20 protein-coding genes are annotated in these 19,254 nt (G+C 45.8%); 4 read left to right on the top strand and 16 right to left on the bottom strand.

Annotation, left to right across the window (positions count from 1 at the left end; translation table 11 throughout):
* Positions 1-21 precede the first annotated feature (21 nt).
* The 8 genes from GOL65_RS10080 to GOL65_RS10045 all read right to left on the bottom strand — a co-directional run bounded on the left by GOL65_RS10080 (position 22) and on the right by GOL65_RS10045 (position 8,383).
* A complete protein-coding gene (locus GOL65_RS10080; RefSeq protein ID WP_140919761.1) occupies positions 22-1,032 on the bottom strand; it encodes a luciferase-like monooxygenase in 1,011 nt (336 codons plus the stop codon).
* Positions 1,033-1,080: 48 nt separating this feature from the next.
* Positions 1,081-2,460 (bottom strand): MFS transporter, encoded by a 1,380-nt coding sequence (locus GOL65_RS10075; RefSeq protein ID WP_140919762.1) that lies wholly within the window; start codon positions 2,458-2,460, stop codon positions 1,081-1,083.
* 237 nt (positions 2,461-2,697) lie between these two features.
* Positions 2,698-3,591 (bottom strand): heme o synthase, encoded by an 894-nt coding sequence (gene cyoE / locus GOL65_RS10070; protein WP_140919763.1) that lies wholly within the window; start codon positions 3,589-3,591, stop codon positions 2,698-2,700.
* Between the two features lie 11 nt (positions 3,592-3,602).
* A complete protein-coding gene (locus GOL65_RS10065) occupies positions 3,603-3,935 on the bottom strand; it encodes a cytochrome o ubiquinol oxidase subunit IV (RefSeq protein WP_140919764.1) in 333 nt (110 codons plus the stop codon).
* Positions 3,936-4,556, bottom strand: coding sequence for a cytochrome o ubiquinol oxidase subunit III (locus GOL65_RS10060; protein ID WP_130590314.1), 621 nt, complete (start codon positions 4,554-4,556; stop codon positions 3,936-3,938). It lies immediately after the preceding gene.
* Entirely contained in the window at positions 4,546-6,540 is a 1,995-nt protein-coding gene (gene cyoB / locus GOL65_RS10055) for a cytochrome o ubiquinol oxidase subunit I (protein ID WP_140919765.1), read from the bottom strand. Before cyoB ends, GOL65_RS10060 begins: the two co-directional genes overlap by 11 nt.
* 3 nt (positions 6,541-6,543) lie before the next feature.
* Positions 6,544-7,431: a ubiquinol oxidase subunit II gene (cyoA, locus tag GOL65_RS10050; protein WP_140919766.1), complete on the bottom strand. Its 888-nt coding sequence runs from the start codon at positions 7,429-7,431 to the stop codon at positions 6,544-6,546.
* Positions 7,432-7,831: 400 nt separating this feature from the next.
* On the bottom strand, positions 7,832-8,383 hold the full coding sequence (locus GOL65_RS10045) for a metal-dependent hydrolase (protein ID WP_140919767.1): 552 nt from the start codon (positions 8,381-8,383) through the stop codon (positions 7,832-7,834).
* Between the two features lie 223 nt (positions 8,384-8,606).
* On the opposite strand from GOL65_RS10045, the gene GOL65_RS10040 reads away from it, so the two are divergent.
* On the top strand, positions 8,607-10,322 hold the full coding sequence (locus tag GOL65_RS10040) for a M14 family metallopeptidase (RefSeq protein ID WP_179038302.1): 1,716 nt from the start codon (positions 8,607-8,609) through the stop codon (positions 10,320-10,322).
* Between the two features lie 27 nt (positions 10,323-10,349).
* Here the strand turns inward: GOL65_RS10040 and GOL65_RS10035 are convergent, their stop codons facing one another.
* From GOL65_RS10035 to ubiU, 3 genes are all read right to left on the bottom strand, one after another.
* Positions 10,350-11,201: an ergot alkaloid biosynthesis protein gene (locus GOL65_RS10035; RefSeq protein ID WP_140919769.1), complete on the bottom strand. Its 852-nt coding sequence runs from the start codon at positions 11,199-11,201 to the stop codon at positions 10,350-10,352.
* A 426-nt stretch (positions 11,202-11,627) separates the two neighbouring features.
* The gene (locus GOL65_RS10030; protein ID WP_140919770.1) at positions 11,628-12,509 is read right to left on the bottom strand and encodes a U32 family peptidase; all 882 of its coding nucleotides are present in this window, start codon (positions 12,507-12,509) and stop codon (positions 11,628-11,630) included.
* 12 nt (positions 12,510-12,521) lie between these two features.
* Positions 12,522-13,517 carry a ubiquinone anaerobic biosynthesis protein UbiU gene (gene ubiU / locus GOL65_RS10025; protein ID WP_140919771.1) on the bottom strand — a complete coding sequence of 332 codons (996 nt, stop codon included), beginning with the start codon at positions 13,515-13,517 and terminating at the stop codon, positions 12,522-12,524.
* A 309-nt stretch (positions 13,518-13,826) separates the two neighbouring features.
* Between ubiU and ubiT the strand changes: the two genes are divergently transcribed.
* The gene (ubiT, locus tag GOL65_RS10020) at positions 13,827-14,348 is read left to right on the top strand and encodes a ubiquinone anaerobic biosynthesis accessory factor UbiT (RefSeq protein ID WP_140919772.1); all 522 of its coding nucleotides are present in this window, start codon (positions 13,827-13,829) and stop codon (positions 14,346-14,348) included.
* Positions 14,342-14,845, top strand: coding sequence for a GNAT family N-acetyltransferase (locus GOL65_RS10015; RefSeq protein WP_140919773.1), 504 nt, complete (start codon positions 14,342-14,344; stop codon positions 14,843-14,845). The genes ubiT and GOL65_RS10015 overlap by 7 nt, the downstream gene beginning before the upstream one ends.
* On the opposite strand, the gene GOL65_RS10010 is transcribed toward GOL65_RS10015, so the two are convergent.
* The gene (locus GOL65_RS10010; RefSeq protein ID WP_228723083.1) at positions 14,842-15,153 is read right to left on the bottom strand and encodes a GIY-YIG nuclease family protein; all 312 of its coding nucleotides are present in this window, start codon (positions 15,151-15,153) and stop codon (positions 14,842-14,844) included. The genes GOL65_RS10015 and GOL65_RS10010 overlap by 4 nt on opposite strands.
* Before the next feature lie 146 nt (positions 15,154-15,299).
* Between GOL65_RS10010 and GOL65_RS10005 the strand changes: the two genes are divergently transcribed.
* Positions 15,300-15,749, top strand: coding sequence for a YhbP family protein (locus tag GOL65_RS10005; protein ID WP_140919775.1), 450 nt, complete (start codon positions 15,300-15,302; stop codon positions 15,747-15,749).
* On the opposite strand, the gene GOL65_RS10000 is transcribed toward GOL65_RS10005, so the two are convergent.
* The 4 genes from GOL65_RS10000 to nrdD all read right to left on the bottom strand — a co-directional run bounded on the left by GOL65_RS10000 (position 15,750) and on the right by nrdD (position 19,204).
* A complete protein-coding gene (locus tag GOL65_RS10000) occupies positions 15,750-16,016 on the bottom strand; it encodes a type II toxin-antitoxin system RelE/ParE family toxin (protein WP_140919776.1) in 267 nt (88 codons plus the stop codon).
* Positions 16,017-16,019: 3 nt separating this feature from the next.
* The gene (locus GOL65_RS09995; protein ID WP_140919777.1) at positions 16,020-16,277 is read right to left on the bottom strand and encodes a type II toxin-antitoxin system RelB/DinJ family antitoxin; all 258 of its coding nucleotides are present in this window, start codon (positions 16,275-16,277) and stop codon (positions 16,020-16,022) included.
* 207 nt (positions 16,278-16,484) lie between these two features.
* On the bottom strand, positions 16,485-16,949 hold the full coding sequence (gene nrdG, locus GOL65_RS09990) for an anaerobic ribonucleoside-triphosphate reductase-activating protein (protein WP_140919778.1): 465 nt from the start codon (positions 16,947-16,949) through the stop codon (positions 16,485-16,487).
* A 95-nt stretch (positions 16,950-17,044) separates the two neighbouring features.
* On the bottom strand, positions 17,045-19,204 hold the full coding sequence (gene nrdD, locus GOL65_RS09985; protein WP_140919779.1) for an anaerobic ribonucleoside-triphosphate reductase: 2,160 nt from the start codon (positions 19,202-19,204) through the stop codon (positions 17,045-17,047).
* Positions 19,205-19,254: the final 50 nt, after the last annotated feature.

Raw genomic sequence — 19,254 nt, 5'->3', positions numbered from 1 at the left:
GTTTATTCACGTTTTTGGCGGTTATTTAGCTAAATCAGCAGAGATTTCTGCAATCAGTTCAAAAGAGCGCATACGGGCAGAATGATCGAATATCTGCCCATTAATCATGATCTCATCCGCATCGGTTTCCTTCAGCAAGTTTTGCAATCCGGTACGTACACCATTTTTATCACCGATAACCGACAGGCTCAGCGTATGGTTTGCACTGTATAGCTCATGTTTAGCCACTGCTGAATTAATGTCTTCTACAGGGTGTGGCAGTGGACCCGGCGTTCCACGCAACATGTTGACAAAGTGCTGCTGTAAAGAAGTAAACATATACTCAGCTTCAGCACTGGTATCAGCGGCAATCGCATTAACACACACCATGGCATAAGGTTTTTTCAAATCGGCAGAGGGTTTGAACTCACGGCGATATAGCTCAAGTGCCTGTAACATCATATCTGGCGCAAAGTGGGACGCGAAAGCGTAAGGCATCCCCATACGCGCAGCCAGTTGAGCGCCATATAAGCTTGAACCTAATAGCCAAACCGGAACGCGTAATCCCTGTCCTGGAATCGCCTTTATGGTCTGGGTCGGTTTTTCATCATCAAAATAGCTGGTCAGCTCGGCAATATTGGCCGGAAAGTTCTCTGAGGCATCATGGTCATTACGGCGCAGGGCCTGTGCGGTTTCCTGATTGGTTCCTGGTGCTCGCCCTAAGCCTAAATCGATACGGTCAGGATACAGGGATGCCAGAGTGCCAAACTGCTCGGCAATCACCAATGGTGAATGGTTAGGTAGCATTACGCCACCGGCACCAACGCGAATGGTTGATGTCGCTCCTGCAATATAACCGACCAGTACGGAAGTCGCTGAACTGGCGATACCCGCCATGTTATGGTGTTCGGCCATCCAGTAGCGATGATAACCAAGACGTTCTGCCAGAATGGCCAGCTCTTTTGAGCGAGTGAATGCCTGAGGGATAGTTCCACCCTGAATAATGGGTGAGAGGTCAAGCACTGAAAGTGGTACGCTGGAAGAATTAGACATACTGGTAATCTCCGTTATCGCTATTATTTAATAGATTATCCCATCGGGCTACGCCGGCTGAGAGTGATACGAACTGATTAACTGTTCCAATTTGGCACGATTAGTTTTACCCGAATCGATTTTTACGTAGGCGGACTGTTCTTCCGGCACAATGACCACGTCGTTCACACCGGCAACCATTTTCAGGTAACTTTCTAACAGGCCGTCTTGTAATGCTGTTTCTGGTAATTCGATGCGCAGGCTACTGACATAAGGTGGTTGTTTCATTGTGGTACTGAGCATCAACCACAACGCACAGAGCACAACGCAGCCAATAAATACTGCACTTGTTCCGTTAAGGCCAAATAACCATCCACCCAAACTTCCGCCGATAGCCACACCAATAAATTGGCTGGTCGAATAGACACCCATCGCTGTACCTTTATAACCTGCAGGCGCTTCTTTACTTATCAGCGAAGGTAAGATGGCTTCCATGATATTGAAAGCGATAAAAAATAGCTGAACACCGACGAAAATAGTCCACAGGTGTTGCCCGCTGGAAAAAAGTATAGACTCTGAAATAAGAAGCAGTGCGACGCAGGTTAAAAATACTTGCTTCATTTTGCGTTTTTTTTCCGCAATTATGATGAAGGGCACAACTGCGACAAAAGAAACCAACATAGTGACCAGATAAACCTTCCAGTGATCGGCTGGCATAAAACCAGCATTTTCCATCGCGACCGGCAGGGCAAGAAAGGTGGCCATCAGTAAAGTATGCAGGCAGAGAATGCCGATATTCAGTTTTAGCAAACGTTCATTTCTGAGTACTTTGCTAAAACTGCCTTTTACCATACCGGATTCCCGGTTTAATACATGGCCGGAAGGATTTGGTATCAGAGTGAGTGTTAGTATTATTCCTGCCAGCGCTAATACGGCGATGCCCCAAAACAGCGCATTAAGGCCAAAAGCGTGCGTAACAATGGGCCCCAGCACCATGGCAATAGCAAAAGTAATACCGAAGCTAACGCCAATAAACGCCATGGCTTTAGTTCGGTTTTGTTCTCTTGTCAGGTCGGAAAGTAGGGCCATAACGGCGGCAGCAATAGCTCCTGAGCCTTGAAGAGCTCGTCCAAGAATCACGCCCCATATCGAATCACTTAGAGCAGCAATCGCGCTGCCGATAGCAAAAATTAGCAACCCACCAACAATCAATGGCTTACGACCAATCCGATCGGAGATCAGGCCAAAAGGGATCTGGAAGATAGCCTGTGTCAGACCATAAATACCAATAGCAAGGCCAATTAGCGGCTTGGTTGCTCCGGCCAGCGCCATACCATAAGTAGTGAGGACCGGCAGGACCATAAACATTCCCAGCATACGCAGGGAGAATACTAGCCCCAGACCAAAGGTTGCCCGGCGCTCTCCCGGAGTCATTGCATAATCGTTCATATCACCTCAAAACACTTCGCGTCCATTGCCGGAATTTTCCAACTGAAAACGAACGGCCTGTTGTTATTCTTATTCTGCCATGGGTTAGTTAAACCATTAGGCTATGGCATTGAATAGGATAGTAGTAAGCCAGGTGAATTGCTTTATATTTCTGATAAAGATCGAGATAACGACAAGATTTAGGGTGGATTAGCGACAGCACGCTCAATTGAGCGGCTGCCGCCATATTACAGATAGTTATGGCCAGACGAAGGTAAGCAGAGATTCAGGTGCTGCCACCTGAGAATAGTCTACCGACATCATGATGCTTAACGTGGTGATAGCGACAATGGAGAAGATAAACAGCTTTCTAGCCCAAATTTTGTTATCTGTGGTTTTATAACCGGTTAAGGCCATAATCAGCCAGCCAAAACCGACTACTGCCGCAACAAACAGATAGCTATAACCTGCATAGCCACTGATGGTTAACATCAGAGTCGCCACAATAAAGCCGATGATATACAGCGTAATATGGTTTTTGGTTACGGAAATTCCGCGTTTTACTGGTAGAACCGGAATCGACGCTGCCAGATAATCCTTATAGCGGAAAATCGCGATCGCGTATGAGTGAGGCATTTGCCACAGGCTAAAAATCACCAGCAGAATTAATGCCCCGGTATCAAACTGATTGCTCACTGCACAGTAACCGATAACCGGTGGAGCTGCACCAGACAGACTTCCTACCAGAGTACCGTAAACGGATTTACGTTTCAGATACAGACTGTATAGCCCCACATAAACCACGAACCCTAACAGAGCAAACTCTACCGCCAGCAGATTGGTATAAGCGTAGAGTAAAGCAAAGCCAGCAATTCCCAACAAACAAGCGTAGAGAATAGTGATGGCAGGGGAGATTAATCCCTGAACCAGAACGCGGTTCTTGGTTCTTTCCATCAGGCAATCTATATCCCGGTCAATATAGTTATTAAACACGCAGCCGGATGCCACTACCAGAGAGACGCCGATAATAGTGGCAAACAGCAGGGAGAAGTCCACGCTGCCCTGAGAGGCGAGCAGGAATCCTCCAATGACTGAAATCATATTGCCAAAAATGATTCCCGGTTTGGTGACTAACAGATATTTCTTAATCATCTGAGTAGCTCTTAGTGAACCATCATGTTGGTATTAAGGTTGTACATAATCCATAGTGAACCTACAACGACGATGGCGATTATCAATCCGGTGAATACCAGGGCGACAAAGTTCCAGCCGCCCTCTGATTTTGTGTTCATATGTAAGAAATAGACCAAATGAACCACGATCTGAACTACGGCAAACAGGGAGATAACTACAGCCAGCGTCGCCGGAGCGGCTGAACCTGTCATTACCATCCAGAAAGGAATTGCCGTCAGAATAACTGAGAGCACAAACCCGATAAGATAAGACTTAACCGAGCCATGGCTGGCACCGGAAACGTCTACAGAGGTATGTTTCATTTAGATTGCCCCCATCAGATAAACTACGGTAAACACGCAGATCCAGATAACGTCCAGGAAGTGCCAGAACAGGCTGAGGCACATTAAACGTGCATTGTTCTTAGGCGTTAACCCTTTTTTTGATACCTGAATCATCATGATTGCCATCCAGATCAGACCCAGGGTAACGTGCAGTCCGTGAGTACCAACCAGAGTAAAGAATCCTGATAAGAAGGCGCTGCGTGATGGGCCATAACCTTCACTTATCAGCAGGTGGAATTCGTTAATTTCCATGCCAATAAAGCCAAGGCCAAACAGGAAAGTGATGGCTAACCAACCAATAACCTGACTCTTATTACCTTTGTACATCGAAATGATAGCCATACCGTAAGTAAAGCTACTTAATAACAGCAAGGCTGTTTCACCGATAACATAAGGCAGTTCAAAAATCTCTTTGCCTGATGGGCCGTCCGCAATTCCGGTAGCCAGTACTGCATAGGTAGCAAATACCGAGGCGAACAGAATACAGTCGCTCATCAGGTAGATCCAAAAACCGAATACGGTCTTGGCACCACTGTCGTGATCGTGGTGCTCATGCTCATCGAGATGAGCGTGAGAATTGATCAAGGTATCAGTTGCCATGATTTACCCCTGCCTGGCTTAATTGTTCAAAACGCTGATTTTCGATTTTCTCAATCTCTTCAACAGGTACGTAGTAGTCGGTATCATCATTGAAGGTATGAGCAATATAAACTACTGCCATACCAATCAGACCAACGATAGCCATCCACCAGATTTCCCAGACCATAGCAAAGCCAAACACCACGCTAAAGGCGGCAATGATAACGCCAGTGCCGGTATTTCTTGGCATATGAATCGGCTCATAACTTGCCGGGTGCTTATAGGCAGTACCGTCATCTTTCATGTCGGAGAAAGCATCAATACCTTTAATTACCGGAAGATGAGCGAAGTTATAGAACGGTGCCGGAGAAGACGTTGCCCACTCCAACGTACGGCCGCCCCATGGGTCGCCGGTAACGTCCATATTTTTCTTACGATCTTTAATACTCACCAGTAACTGCAGGATTTGGCAGGCAATACCCAGTGCAATTAATACCGCACCAAAGGCTGCGACTACCAGAAGTGACGTCCACTCAGGTTGCAGGCTGTAGTTCAGGCGACGGGTCATACCCATAAAGCCCAGAATGTACAGCGGCATAAAGGCAACGAAGAAACCGATAATCCAGAACCAGAAAGCGTATTTACCCAAAGTTTCGTTCAGTTTGAAACCAAAGGCTTTCGGGAACCAGTAGTTAAACCCAGCCAGACAGCCAAACACTACACCGCCAATAATCACGTTATGGAAGTGAGCAATCAGGAACAGGCTATTGTGCAGTACCATGTTGGCACCTGGTACCGCCAGCAGAACCCCGGTCATACCACCTACGGTAAAGGTCACCAGGAAGCCCAGCGTCCACAGGATTGGCGTAGAAAACTTAATACGGCCCTGATACATGGTGAACAGCCAGTTGAAAATCTTCACACCTGTCGGGATGGAGATAATCATAGTGGCAATACCAAAGAAGGCATTCACGTTGGCGCCTGCACCCATGGTAAAGAAGTGGTGCAACCAAACGATAAAGGAGAGCAGGGTAATCGCTACCGTTGCCCATACCAACGAGGTATAACCAAACAGCCGTTTTTTACTGAAGGTTGCTACTACTTCGGAGAAGATACCAAAGCATGGCAGAATCAGAATATAGACTTCAGGGTGACCCCATGCCCAGATCAGGTTGACGTACATCATCTGGTTACCACCAAGATCATTGGTAAAGAAGTGGAAATCCAGATAGCGGTCAAGAGTGAGCATGGCGATGGTGGCGGTCAGAATAGGGAACGCCGCGATAATCAGTATGTTGGCACATAATGCTGTCCAGGTGAAAACCGGCATTTGCATCATTTTCATGCCAGGGGCGCGCATCTTCAGAATGGTAGCGAAGAAGTTAACCCCGGTAAGCAAGGTACCGACCCCGGATATCTGTAAGCTCCATATCCAGTAATCGACCCCGACCCCTGGATTATAAACCTTACCCGAGAGCGGTGGATAAGCCAGCCAGCCGGTTTGCGCAAATTCACCCACGCCAAGAGAGATGTTGATTAACACCACACCGGCAACAAACAGCCAGAAACTCAGAGAGTTCAGGAATGGGAATGCGACGTCACGAGCACCGATTTGCAGTGGCACCACAATGTTCATCAAACCAATAACGAACGGCATGGCCATGAAGAAGATCATGATAACGCCGTGAGCGGTAAAGATTTGGTCATAGTGATGAGGAGGGAGGAAACCTTCCCCACTGGTGGCAGCAGCCACCGCCAGCTGGGTACGCATCATGATGGCATCGGCAAAGCCGCGCAGTAACATCACCATGGCAACCAGAATATACATCACACCAATTTTTTTGTGGTCAACGCTGGTGAGCCATTCGTTCCATAACCATTTCCATTTTCCTGCCCAGGTAATCAAAGCAAGTAAGGCAATTCCGCCGACAACAATGAGGCCAACAGCACCCATAATAATCGGTTCATGGTAAGGAATCGCTTCAAGTGTTAATTTTCCTAACATCGTTTATTCCTCGCCTCCAGAATGATGTGAGTGCTTGCTGGTATCCATTTTCATATATTTATTAATAATATCGAGATACAGACCAGGCTTAACCGTTGAAAAATATTCAACAGCATTGTTTTCGCTTGGTTTAGCAAGTTGATTGTAATCTTCCCATTGGAGCTGATTCGGGGATTGCTTAACTTTTTCAACCCATTTATCAAAGTCTTCCTGAGAAGTAACAATAGCGTTGAACTTCATTCCGGAGAATCCTTTGCCGCTATAGTTAGCCGACATGCCTGGATAAACACCTTTTTCATTGGCGACCAGATGCAGAATATTCTGCATACCGCCCATGGCGTAAATCTGGCTGCCCAGACGAGGAATAAAGAAAGAGTTCATAACGGTATCGGAGGTAATTTTAAATTTCACCGGCACGTTCTCAGGGAAAGAGAGTTCGTTAACCGACGCAATACCGAGGTCAGGGTAGATAAATAACCATTTCCAATCCATGGAGACTGCTTCAATGGTAATCGTTTGAGCTTCACTTGGAATGGTCTGACGCGGGTCAAGTGCGTGAGTACTTTTCCAGGTTAATGTGCCCAATACCAAAATGATGACGCAAGGAATACCCCAAACGACCATTTCAATTTTATTTGAATGGGCCCAGTTAGGTGTGTATTTAGCCTCTTTGTTCGATTCGCGATATTTCCATGCGAATAGAAAAGTCATAATGATAACGGGAACAACAACGATCAACATTAGAAGGGTAGCCGTAATGATCAGGGATTTTTGTTCCATCCCGATCTGGCCTTTAGGATTCATCAGAGCCATATCACAGCCAGTAAGTAGCAAAGCTACAAGGCCGAGCATTAGCACTTTAGAAAACTTATTGCATTGTTTGAGTCTCATTGAACGACCTCATGACAAAGTACATAAGCGCTTTGTGGTATTGAGAACCGATGAAAATTGGTTCCGGGTGTGCGGCAATTTTATGGAAAAGTTACAAATATGTAAATATCATTAAATCGTTGTCATCAAATGATATCATTTTGTTGTGGTTTAATTGAGCGGATGATGTGGATTTTTCGAAAGAATCAGGAATAAAACCCTGCTTTGCAGGGGGATATTTAATGATTTCCTATCAAAAATAGTTAAATAATATTTATTGCGGTTTTTTATATTACAGACTAAAAGGTTATGCCCAAGGTGTTAAATTTGTTAAAAAACGACCCGACTGGTGAATAACGATATTATTCACCAGAAAGTGTGATCAGATTAGACTGAATATAAAGACTATCAAAGAGATAGCTTATACCGATGATGAGGCTGTTGAGCGGTTATTTATTCTTCTTAATGCTATTAACGCTAACATTATGACGACGCCCGGTAGCCAAACCCACAGTAATTCTGACTGAATAACCGCGATACCATTAGGCTTCAGGTACTGTGCCAGCTGGAATGGTGCAACCTTAATCACCTGAACGGGGGCAAAAAAACGTTCTTCTGACCACGGCCATAACCAGCCAACACCCATTCCACCTGTTGTTAGTGAGTCCAGCACGCTATGAGATAGCAGTGAAACCGTTAGAAAACTCCAAATTCGTCGGTAGCCAACCTTAAACGCATTTTTGAATAATAACGCCAGAGTTGGCAGAGCAAACGCAAACAGCAGAGAGTGGGTAAACCCCCGATGACCAAAAGCATTGGCGTAAGCTATACCAAACTTAAAGGCCAGCACGTTCAGATCGGGAATCATTGAGAAGGCAATACCAGTTATAAATAAGGCTGGTGGAATTTTACGCGATCCTAGTCCGATCCCCAGGCAGACAGGTACTGCTGCATGGGTGATAATGGTTGGCATATCAACATCCTGTAAAAAGCTCGCTACAAGCATAGGTTACTGAGGTCATGAGATTCAGCATAAGTGTCTTATGTGAAGCACAGATGAAGTAATTTGAATTTCTTTATGAAGTTTTTTTATGTGTTGTATAACACATCAGTGATAAACCGATTTATCATTGGCATACAGAAAAAATCATGCCGTTAGCCAGGCTGATAATCGATAGCGTATTTTGGAGAGTTCAATGAAGTGCTTTTCTCGCACGGTAGTATCCGTACTGCTTCCCTGTGTGTTATCCGGGTTAGTTTTTCCTTCAGTCAGTTTGGCAAAATACGACCCCACGAAAGATTATCAGGAAATTCCCGCTATCGTAAAACAGTTCCCGGCACCCAGTCTGATTGAGTTGGGTACTCCAGCCTTTGATAAAGATAAAACTGATTTCACCTCTCAACAGGAGATGGAAAAATTTATTAATGACCTGAGCAAAACATCCAATACATTGCGGGTGAAGCAAATTGGGGTATCTCAACAGGGAAAATCAATCCCACTGTTAGTATTTTCTGCCACACAAACGGCTTCACCGGAAGTTTTGCTGAAAAATGGCAAACCAACGGTATTGATTATTGCGTTACAGCATGGTGATGAGCCTGCTCCGGGTGAAGCAGCACTGGCTTACGCTAAAAGCCTGGCTGAAGGAAAAGAAGGGGATGTGCTCTCACGGGTCAACGTATTAATTATGCCCAGAGCCAACCCGGATGGTGCCGAAAGTTTCAGTCGCGATTTGGCAAACGGTATCAATCTTAACCGCGACCATTTACTACTGAGCACGCCAGAAAGTCGTGCTATTGCACAGATATTTATTCAGTATCAACCAGATGTCGTATTAGATAGTCATGAATATAGCGTTGCCGGTCGTTGGGTGGATAAATTTGGTGCAGTACAGCGTTATGACGCCATGCTACAACAGGCAACTACCAATAATCTGCCGACACGTTTAACCAAGATGATGGATAAACCATTTCGTGAAGGTATCGTCAGTACTTTTGAAACCAATGGGTTAAGCCATTCCTGGTACTACACCACAGATAAATTAGATAAGCAGGATAAGACATTATCTATGGGCGGTATTGAAGCTGACACGCTGCGTAATATTGCCGGATTACGTAATTCAGTTTCATTTTTGCTGGAGAACCGTGGTGTAGGTTTAGGAAAAGCACACTTTGCCCGTCGGGTGTACACCCAGTTTTTGGCGATGCAAACCGTCGTCAAAACCAGTGCTAAAAATAGTGCCGACTTGCTTAATAGTGGGCAAGAGATTCGCCACGACATTGCCACTCAGGCAGGACAGGGGGCAATTGTTGTGAAAGGTGCTATGACGCCGGAAAAACGTACTATCTCTATGATTGACGCGAAAACCGCCGATGGCATTAAAGTGAATGCAGACTGGCGCTCGGCATTAAGCATCATGCCAGTGATTACCCGTACTCGTCCCTATGCTTATCTGTTAGCGCCGACCGAGAAAAAAACGGTACAAAATCTTCAGGCATTAGGGATTGAAGTTTATCGCGTTACTCAACCGCAAAAAGTTAAGGTTCAGCAATATACTTTGGCAGATCGTAATGAAAGGACTAAAAAGGATGTTACCGGCAGCGTAGGTCAGAAAGGGAATCAGATGATTCAGGTAACCACCAAAATAGACGACCGGGAACTGGACCTGACGGCTGGTTACTATTACATTCCGCTGAATCAATCTCTGGCTAATCTGACTATAGCGGCCCTGGAGCCAGAAACGCAAAGTAGCTTTGTGGCAAATGGCATTATTAGTCTGCCAAAAGTAAAAACAGAAAAGAAAAAAAACAAAGCTAAACCTCAGGCTGCTAATGCAGAGGTCAAATTGTCAGTGCTTCCGCTTTATCGTTTGACCGAAAGCGCTGCTTTATCATTGGTATTAGCCGAGTAATAACGCATCAGGGCAGATTTCACCGCATCAATCTGACAGCCAGACTTTACGCATTTCTCTGGCAAAGGTTTCCAGATTTTTCGGTGTTCTGCCCGTGAGTGTTTCAACTTCATTGGTTAACCGGGTTTCTGCGCCTCCTGCAATCATGGTATCCAGAGAGGCCAGTGCGCGGGCATAATTTTCATTCATACCCTGAGCCACAAAACGCTTAGCCAGTCCTCCTTCTGTCAGTTTGATATGGTCTATTTTCAGCCCAATTGCCGCACTGATAATTTTCGCCACATCGCAATAAGACAGTGCTTTAGGCCCAGTAATAACGACATCCCGGTTTAATGAATCAGGGCGTAACAGTGCCGAGCAGGCAACCGCTGCGATATCGCTGGTATCAACAAATGGAACTCGCCCATCAAAGGTAGCGGAATAGATACGGCTTTCATCCAGAATGGAGGACATATGATACTCCTCCGAAAAGTTCTGCATAAACCAGGTAGGGCGCAAAACGGCCCATTCAGGCGCATTTTGTTTCAGATAGCTGTGTACCGTGCCAATCATTGGACCGCCTTCCTCTAACAGGGAAGCGCTGAGTAATACAAAACGTCGAATGCCTTGTTTAAGCGCAAGATCAATAAAGGGGCGCATCACGGTAAGTGGTTCAGCAACATTCGGTGGAGCTACCAGATAAACCGCATCAATACCCTGTAGAACATCAGCATGATTAAGTCTGTTGCTCCAGTCGAAACGAATTGCCTGATGTCCATAAATCGATGAGCCAGAACGTGAAGCAATGACGCAGGAATGCCCGGCATCTTTTAGCTGGGATGCGATACGTCGGCCGGTCTTACCCGTTCCGCCGGTAATAAGAATGGTAGGGTTAGTCATAATGAACGCTCTCTGTAACCTGAACTTATCGCCGGTGGTTGGCCTGGTGAAGCATCGGAATTCTGAGTAGGCACGAAGCCAGCGTTAATTTGAACATAGCAGAAAAACAGGAAAGATCGACTCTGGAACCCCTGTTGCAGGGGGATATACGTTAAGATTTATGTCGACTATGCCCTTACGGGGATTTGAATCTATCCAACATCAGAGTGATAGCAAATTTGTCTGTTTCAATTTCAGTGGATATTCCGGCCGTAAAAGCTATGAGAAAAATTATCATCGTGCTCGGCCGGAAGGGCCATATACTCAGCTTGAGTGCCATCCTGGCTGACGTCAGGTCGCCCCAACCTCGTCCCTCCCGACAATGAGCTGTTTTAAGCCATCACACTAAACTATCAGACTTTGTCATTGACCCGAGCGGAAAGGTTGTCATTCCTCTACTAACTCCAGTCCGGCAATACGTTTCCAGTAGCCATTGCAGTCAGCATGATTTTGCAGTTTCAGTGGTGACTGGCCCTGTTCGTTTTTACGAAATTGCGTGATGAGGTTCAGAGTGTCATGTCCCTGTGGTGACAGGCGAACGATATCCACCAGTCCATCCATCTCTTTCAGGTTGTTACCGAGGTTATAACAATAGCCACTTTGGGTTTGAATGCCGTTTAGCACAAAGACCTGCTGATTCTCCTGAGAGATAACGTTGCGGCCTGTTGGGTAGTTAATACAACAGGTTTCACATTCATCTTTAGGCCGATTTTCTGAACGGGCGGTAAAGCAGCGGGCGGAATAGGCCAAAGGCAGATGACCGTAGCTGAATACTTCAACTTCAAATTGACGGCGAATGCCCAATTCTTCACATTGGTTCAGCAAATTAGATAGCCAGTCACGAGAAAGTTCCACCGGCATACACCAACGTATCATTCCCTGCTTATGTAATGAACGTAGAGTATAGGCGTTGTAGCAGTTGAGTGCCGGACCAGCAACATAGGGTAAGCCGTGCTCAGATGCCATATTGACGGCACCAAGATCGTTGGCCTCAATCAGAAATTCGCTGTTTTCGATATAGCGCTTTAGCTCGGTTAATTCTGACGGAGCCTGTATAAGTGCCAGTGTGGATAACACCACCTGCTTACCCGATTGTGCCAGTGTTTTAGCCAGATCCAGCCAGTCATTCACCTTCATTTCACGGCGTTTACTGCAAACCGCTTCGCCTAAATAGATAATATCGGCACTGCTTTCCATTGCCGCATGATAGAACGCTTCGGTTTGATTTTTAGGCCAGTAGTAGAGCAGAGGCCCCAGAGAATATTTCATTGTTGCCTCCTGTTATTGCCATTTACGGTGATATGCACCCAGTGTTGTTTGAGTACCTTCTGACATAGATCCCAGCGTGTCCATCCAGGATTTTTCCACGCTAAAGTTCTGAGGATTTGCCAGACAGCGATCGATTGCCTGACGCCAAACTTTCGCTACCTGACTAACATAGGCCGGGCTGCGCTGACGTCCTTCAATTTTTACCGAGGCAATATTGGCGGCTAACAGGTCTGGTAATAGTTCCAGCGTATTTAAACTGGTTGGCTCTTCCAGAGCATGGTACAGCTCATCTCCTACCTGATAGCGACCTTTACACAGCGTTGGATAACCCGCGTTTTCACCCTCTTTATAGCGGTCGATCAAGACATCATTCAGGCGTGACTCTAAACCCTGTGGCGTTTGTTGCCAGCGAACAAAACGGGCTGGTGAACAGGCCCCTACGGTATTAGGGGATTCACCAGTAAGATAGGAGGAAAGATAACAACGGCCTTCAGCCATAATACACAGGCTACCGAAGGCAAAAACTTCCAGCGGTACCGGGCTGGTACGGGCTAGTTGTTTAACCTGATGCATAGAAAGCACCCGTGGTAAAACGACCCGTGCGACATCAAAGTTTCGCTGGTAAAAACGAATGGCTTCTTCATTGGTCGCTGATGCCTGAACTGAGACATGGCGTTCAAGGTGAGGATAACGTTCTGATGCGTATTCCAGCATCGCGATATCCGCCAGAATTAATGCGTCGGCACCAATATCCGCCGCTTGATCTACTGCGCGTTGCCAGCGGCTATAACCGTCCGGGTGAGCGAAGGTATTGATGGCGATATGCAGTTTACGCCGATGACGATGAACGTAACTTACCGCTTCCTCAAGTTTTTTATCGGTAAAGTTCAGACCGGCAAAATGACGGGCATTGGTATCATCTTTAAAGCCAATATAGACGGCATCAGCGCCGTTATCTACGGCTGCTTTCAACGCCGGCAAATTACCGGCAGGGCACAGCAGTTCCATCTTATCGTCCTGCAAAAAGTAAGAAGGTTATTAAAGCGAAGCGCCTAATAACCTATTGAAGTCGTTACCTGATTCTGTTGGCTGATTGTAGTTAACCTTTTGATAACGATTTTTGATTTGAGGCAGCTTATTGCTGATTGGTCAGTTAATTATGATGTCCCAAAGTACAGGGCGCACAGGAAAAAGCATTTTCATTCTGAGGTTGTAGTATTTAGCAGTAGATAATTTGATAATTTTTTGACCTGACTCGATGATCTCGTGCTTCATTGTGGCAAAATAGCCTAATTATTTTTTTGCAGGAGTCAGCCCGTGTTTGATCAACTGAGAGCCCGTTTGGTTCGTCAGGGACCTTCCCTTCTACGTCTACCAATAAAGTTAACCCCGTTTGCTTTACAGAAACAGGTTCTGCAACAACTGTTGGGTTGGCAGTTTCGCCATGCATTAGCAGAAGGGGATTTAGATTTTCTCGAACAACGCTGGTTGAAAGTTGAAGTTCGCGATCTGGGTTTGCGCTGGTTTGTTACCGTACGCGAAGGTGTACTGTTGGTCAGTGATAATCAGCAAGAAGATGTCAGTTTTAGCGGCGATGCGAACGATCTGATTCTGATTGCGGCCCGCAAACAAGATCCTGATACTCTGTTTTTCCAACGTCGCTTGGTGATTGAAGGCGATACTGAACTGGGCCTGTATGTGAAAAACCTGATGGATGCGATAGAGCTGGAAAATATGCCTGCTCCTTTGAGAATTGGGTTACAGCAGTTGGCTGATTTTGTTGAAGCTGGTTTAAAAGAGGGCGGCGAAGAGCATTCGCACGCACCTGCATCGTGTTAATTCGTGTTGAAATACCCGTTGATGCGGCAGGCATAAATAAGCTGCTGCGTAAGGCATTTGCCAGTGATGGTGAGGCTGAACTGGTTAATCATCTGCGTGAAGATGGTCTGATAACGTTGGGCATTGTTGCTACCGATGATTATGGCGGTGTTATTGGCTATGCAGCATTTAGTCCGGTGATGGTTAATGGTGAAGATCGTCAGTGGGTTGGTTTAGCGCCATTAGCCGTATCTGAAAAATACCGTGGAAAAGGTCTAGGCAAAGCATTAGTTTACGAAGGATTAGATGCGCTTAATGAATTCGGCTATGCCGCTGTTGCGGTATTAGGTGAACCAGCCTATTACGGCGCTTTAGGTTTTAAAACCGCTGCTGAGTATGATTTACACTGCAAGTGGCCGGATACCGCTTCTGCTTTCCAAATCTATCCTTTGGCTGAAGAATCCTTACAGGGTGTTTCCGGGTTGGTAGAGTATTCAGAACCCTTTAACCGTTTTTAATGATTTAACAATGCGGTTAGCTGTTCAATGGAAGGCTGGTCTTTGACCAGCTTTTCTTTTTTAGCTTTAGTCAGCTGTTTTACACGGTATTCCAACTTCAGCGCATCAGAGTGTCCGGCGGTTTTCACCTGATAAACCAGGGTTAGTTCTCCCGCATTTCTTAAGGCTTTGGCACCATTACCGGATTGATGTTGTTTAAAGCGGCGTTTAATACTGGTGGTGATCCCGGTATACAGGCGATTATCTGCGGTACGCAAAATATACAGATACCAGTCGCTGTTTTCTGTCTGGGAGTCGCTTTGTTTCACACCAGTTCCATTTTCGGTTGCTAAATCAGCGCGCATCTTACCAATTTTATTGTCTGAAAACAGCGTACGGTCCTACAGGTGTTCCGAATTATCCTTTGTGTTAACTTGGCGGCAGAACTCTATTTTCATCGTAGGATATTAATCTGATGACAACTGACCCTGAATACAGTCTGAAATCCATTTGTCGTTATCTGAAAAGAAATCATGTTGTCAGCTTATGTACCATGAGTTCCGATGAACTGTGGTGCGCCAGCTGTTTTTATCTGTTTGATGTGGAAAGTATGGGGTTAATTATTATGTCAGAGCCTCATACCCGACATGGTAAGCAGGCACTGACTAACCCTCAGGTAGCAGGAACAATTGCTGCCCAGACAAAAAATATAGCCTTAATTCAGGGTATTCAATATACCGGACAGCTTCACTTGCTGAGCGGAGAAGATGCGCAAAGGGCTCGGGAACAATATGTTCAACGTTTTCCGATTGCTAAGTTAACCAGCGCACCTTTGTGGCGATTGAGTTTTGATGAAATCAAAATGACTGATAATAAACTTGGGTTTGGGAAAAAGTTTTACTGGCTGCGCAGTGAATGTGAATAGTCAGAACAGATTAGAATGGCTTCCAACCCGATACAATCTTAACTCTGAATCGGTGCGTTGATAAATCAGTAAAATGTCCGGAGCCCCATGGCATTCCAGATAACCAACATAGCTACCGGATAGTTTATGTTCCCGGTAGCCAGTTGGTAATGGTTGACCTGTTTGTAGCAAAGCGATTGTGTACAGGATGACTCTTTGCGCGTTTCTATTATTTGCATAATGTTTAGCGTCTTTTTTAAACCGATTCTGATAAACAATCGTCAGCATTACTTACCATCCCAGATCTTTTTTCAGCTCGTCTACTGAATTAACACGATGTACACCAATACCCAGTTCAAACTCTTTAATTGCCTGTAGGGTCTCCTTATTTGGGTTAATCAGGCCTTCGGGTATTTTTCCCGTTGCTGCCAGCTGTCTGACTACCAGTCGGATGACGGTAGATAAATCGAAACCCAGTGTTTTTGCATTTGCCATTGCTGCCGCCTTTATTTCCGGTGAAACTCGCGCTTTTACGATTGCGTCATTCATGATATTCCCCTTAATTAGTATCTGATTGCATGAGCTCATTGTGACCACAATGAGCCCCCAAATCAATAGGAGGAAAATATCCTGATGGGAAGATTACGCTTAATGGAGGTTAATAAAAGACAGGCAGGACATGGAGGCGCTCAGGTTGCGAGGCGCATCGAAATTTAATTACCATACTGGTGAGAGATAAGCAAAAGAATGCGATATTTATCGCAATTTATGTACGATCTGGTTACTGCTACCGCGCCACAACAGCGATGGATCGGCTAATTCTTTAACGAATTTTCCATCGATCAACACATTGATTAAATCGACCACCTCTTGCTGTGCAGGAGTGAGTTCAGACAGTAAGTATCCAGTCCAAAGCCAGATATCTTTCCCCGGGCACTCTTGCCGTACTCGTTTTACCAGCTTCAATATATCGGGAACATTCTGCGGATGCAGGGGATCGCCACCAGACAGAGTAAGGCCCTGACGAGAGATTCGGGTATCGTTGAGATCGGCAATAATGCGATCTTCCATTTCTGAGGTAAACAGTACACCCGAGTTCAAGCGCCATGTACTTTTGTTATAGCAGCCGGGACATTGATGAACACAGCCAGAGACAAACAGCGTACAACGCGTGCCGGGGCCGTTAACGATATCGACGGGATAGTACTGGTGGTAATTCATAGTTTAAATGTCTGTATCCGGGAAGCGGTTAACTTGCAGCAGAACCCAATAAGATACTGGGTTCTGCTGCTTGTCAGGTTAAAGCGGAGTTCTTGTTAGCTGGCCTGGCTCTCACTTTGGTCCAACTGACCATTGCCTAAATGTTTCACGCGACGTTTTACTTCTTCCTGTTTACCGGCGTTAAACGGACGGGCATCCGGGCTGCCAAGATAACCGCAAACGCGACGGGTTACCGACACTTTTGATGAGTCGTGGTTACCACATTTCGGACAGGTGAAGCCTTTACTGGTGCACTCAAACTCACCTGAGAAACCACATGCGTAGCACTCATCGATTGGCGTATTGGTGCCATAGTAAGGAACACGGCTGTAGCTATAATCCCATACGTCTTCCAGCGCTTTCAGGTTGTGCTGAATGTTTGGATATTCGCCATAACAAATGAAACCACCGTTAGCTAATGGCGGGTAAGGAGCTTCAAAGTCCAGCTTGTCATACGGGTTAACTTTTTTCTCAACATCCAGGTGGAAGCTGTTGGTGTAGTAACCTTTATCTGTCACATCTTCAATTACGCCAAACTCAGTAGTATCCAGACGACAGAAGCGGTTACACAGGTTTTCGCTCGGCGTACTGTACAGGCTGAAACCGTAACCAGTCTCTTTTTTCCACTCTTCAGTTGCCACTTTCAGACGCTGAACAATTTCCACACCTTTATCACGCAGTTGCTGACTATCGTAAGGATGTACCTGATTACCAAACAGCGCATTTACCGTTTCATGAATACCAATGTAGCCTAATGAAATAGAGGCGCGGCCATTTTTAAAGATTTCAGAAATGTTGTCATCTGCCTTCAGACGAACGCCACAGGCACCTTCCATATACAGAATTGGTGCAACACGGGCTTTAATACCGTCGAGGCGTTCGATGCGAGTCATCAGGGCGCGTTTAGCCAAGGTCAGACGCTGCTCCAGAATCTGCCAGAAGCGAGCTTCATCGCCACGGGCTTCCAGCGCAATACGTGGCAGGTTAAGACTGATAACGCCAAGGTTATTACGACCATCGTGAATTTGCTCGCCGTTCTCTTCATAAACGCCCAGGAAGCTACGACAGCCCATTGGGGTTTTAAATGAACCGGTAACTTTTACCACCTGATCGTAATTAAGAATGTCCGGGTACATGCGCTTAGAGGCGCATTCCAACGCTAATTGTTTGATATCGTAGTTAGCGTCGCCAAATCTATGGTTAATCCCATCTTTAATGGCAAATACCAGTTTAGGGAACACGGCGGTTTTATGGTTTTTACCTAACCCGGCAATACGATTTTTTAGAATAGATTGCTGAATCATACGTGATTGCCAACTGGTGCCCAGACCAAAGCCAAAGGTAACAAATGGCGTCTGACCATTGGCGGTATGGAGAGTATTCACTTCATATTCCAGTGACTGGAATGCATCGTAGCACTCTTTTTCCGTTCTGGACTGAGCGTACTCTTCTGCATTGGCAATGTTCCATTCCAGCGCTACTTTTTTGTGTTTGTTATAGCTTTCTGTAACAAATGGCGCGAGTACTTCATCGATACGGTTAATGGTAGTGCCACCATAAATATGGCTGGCGACTTGAGCGATGATTTGAGCCGTTACTGCCGTAGCAGTAGAAATAGATTTTGGTGGCTCAATCTCTGCATTACCCATCTTGAACCCGTTGGTCAGCATGCCTTTCAGATCGATAAGCATACAGTTAAACATTGGGAAGAATGGGGCATAGTCCAAATCGTGATAATGGATTTCACCACGCTCATGAGCCATGACAATATCGCGTGGCAACAGATGTTGCTTGGCATAGTGTTTAGCCACGATACCGGCTAACAGATCGCGTTGGGTTGGAATAACTTTGCTATCTTTATTGGCGTTTTCATTGAGCAGAGCGAGATCGCTTTGCTCAACCAGACCTTGAATCTCTTGGTTCAGACGACCACGTTTCTCCCGTGAAATATCACGGTCGTGGCGGTATTCGATATAGGTACGGGCCAGCGTCTTGTAGTTACCGCTCATCAGCTGGTTTTCTACTGCTTGCTGGATCTCATTGATATCAACAGCGGTTCGGCCTTCCATTTGCTCTGAAACTGCTTTTGCTACGTCGGCACAATAGTCGTCGTCGTAGATATTGGCGGCAGTGGCTGCACGTACAATCGCTTCCTTGATTCGTACTTCATCAAAAGGCACTTTGCAGCCATCACGTTTAATCACAACTGGTTTCACTATTGACTCCTTCACTAGCTGACTGTTTAGTCTTCTTTATTCGTAGTTAT

This window comes from Limnobaculum xujianqingii (genome assembly GCF_013394855.1).
Taxonomy (GTDB): Bacteria; Pseudomonadota; Gammaproteobacteria; order Enterobacterales; family Enterobacteriaceae; genus Limnobaculum; species Limnobaculum xujianqingii.
The sequence above is the reverse complement of the archived record's forward strand: the minus strand, read 5'-3'. Positions and strand labels throughout refer to the sequence as shown.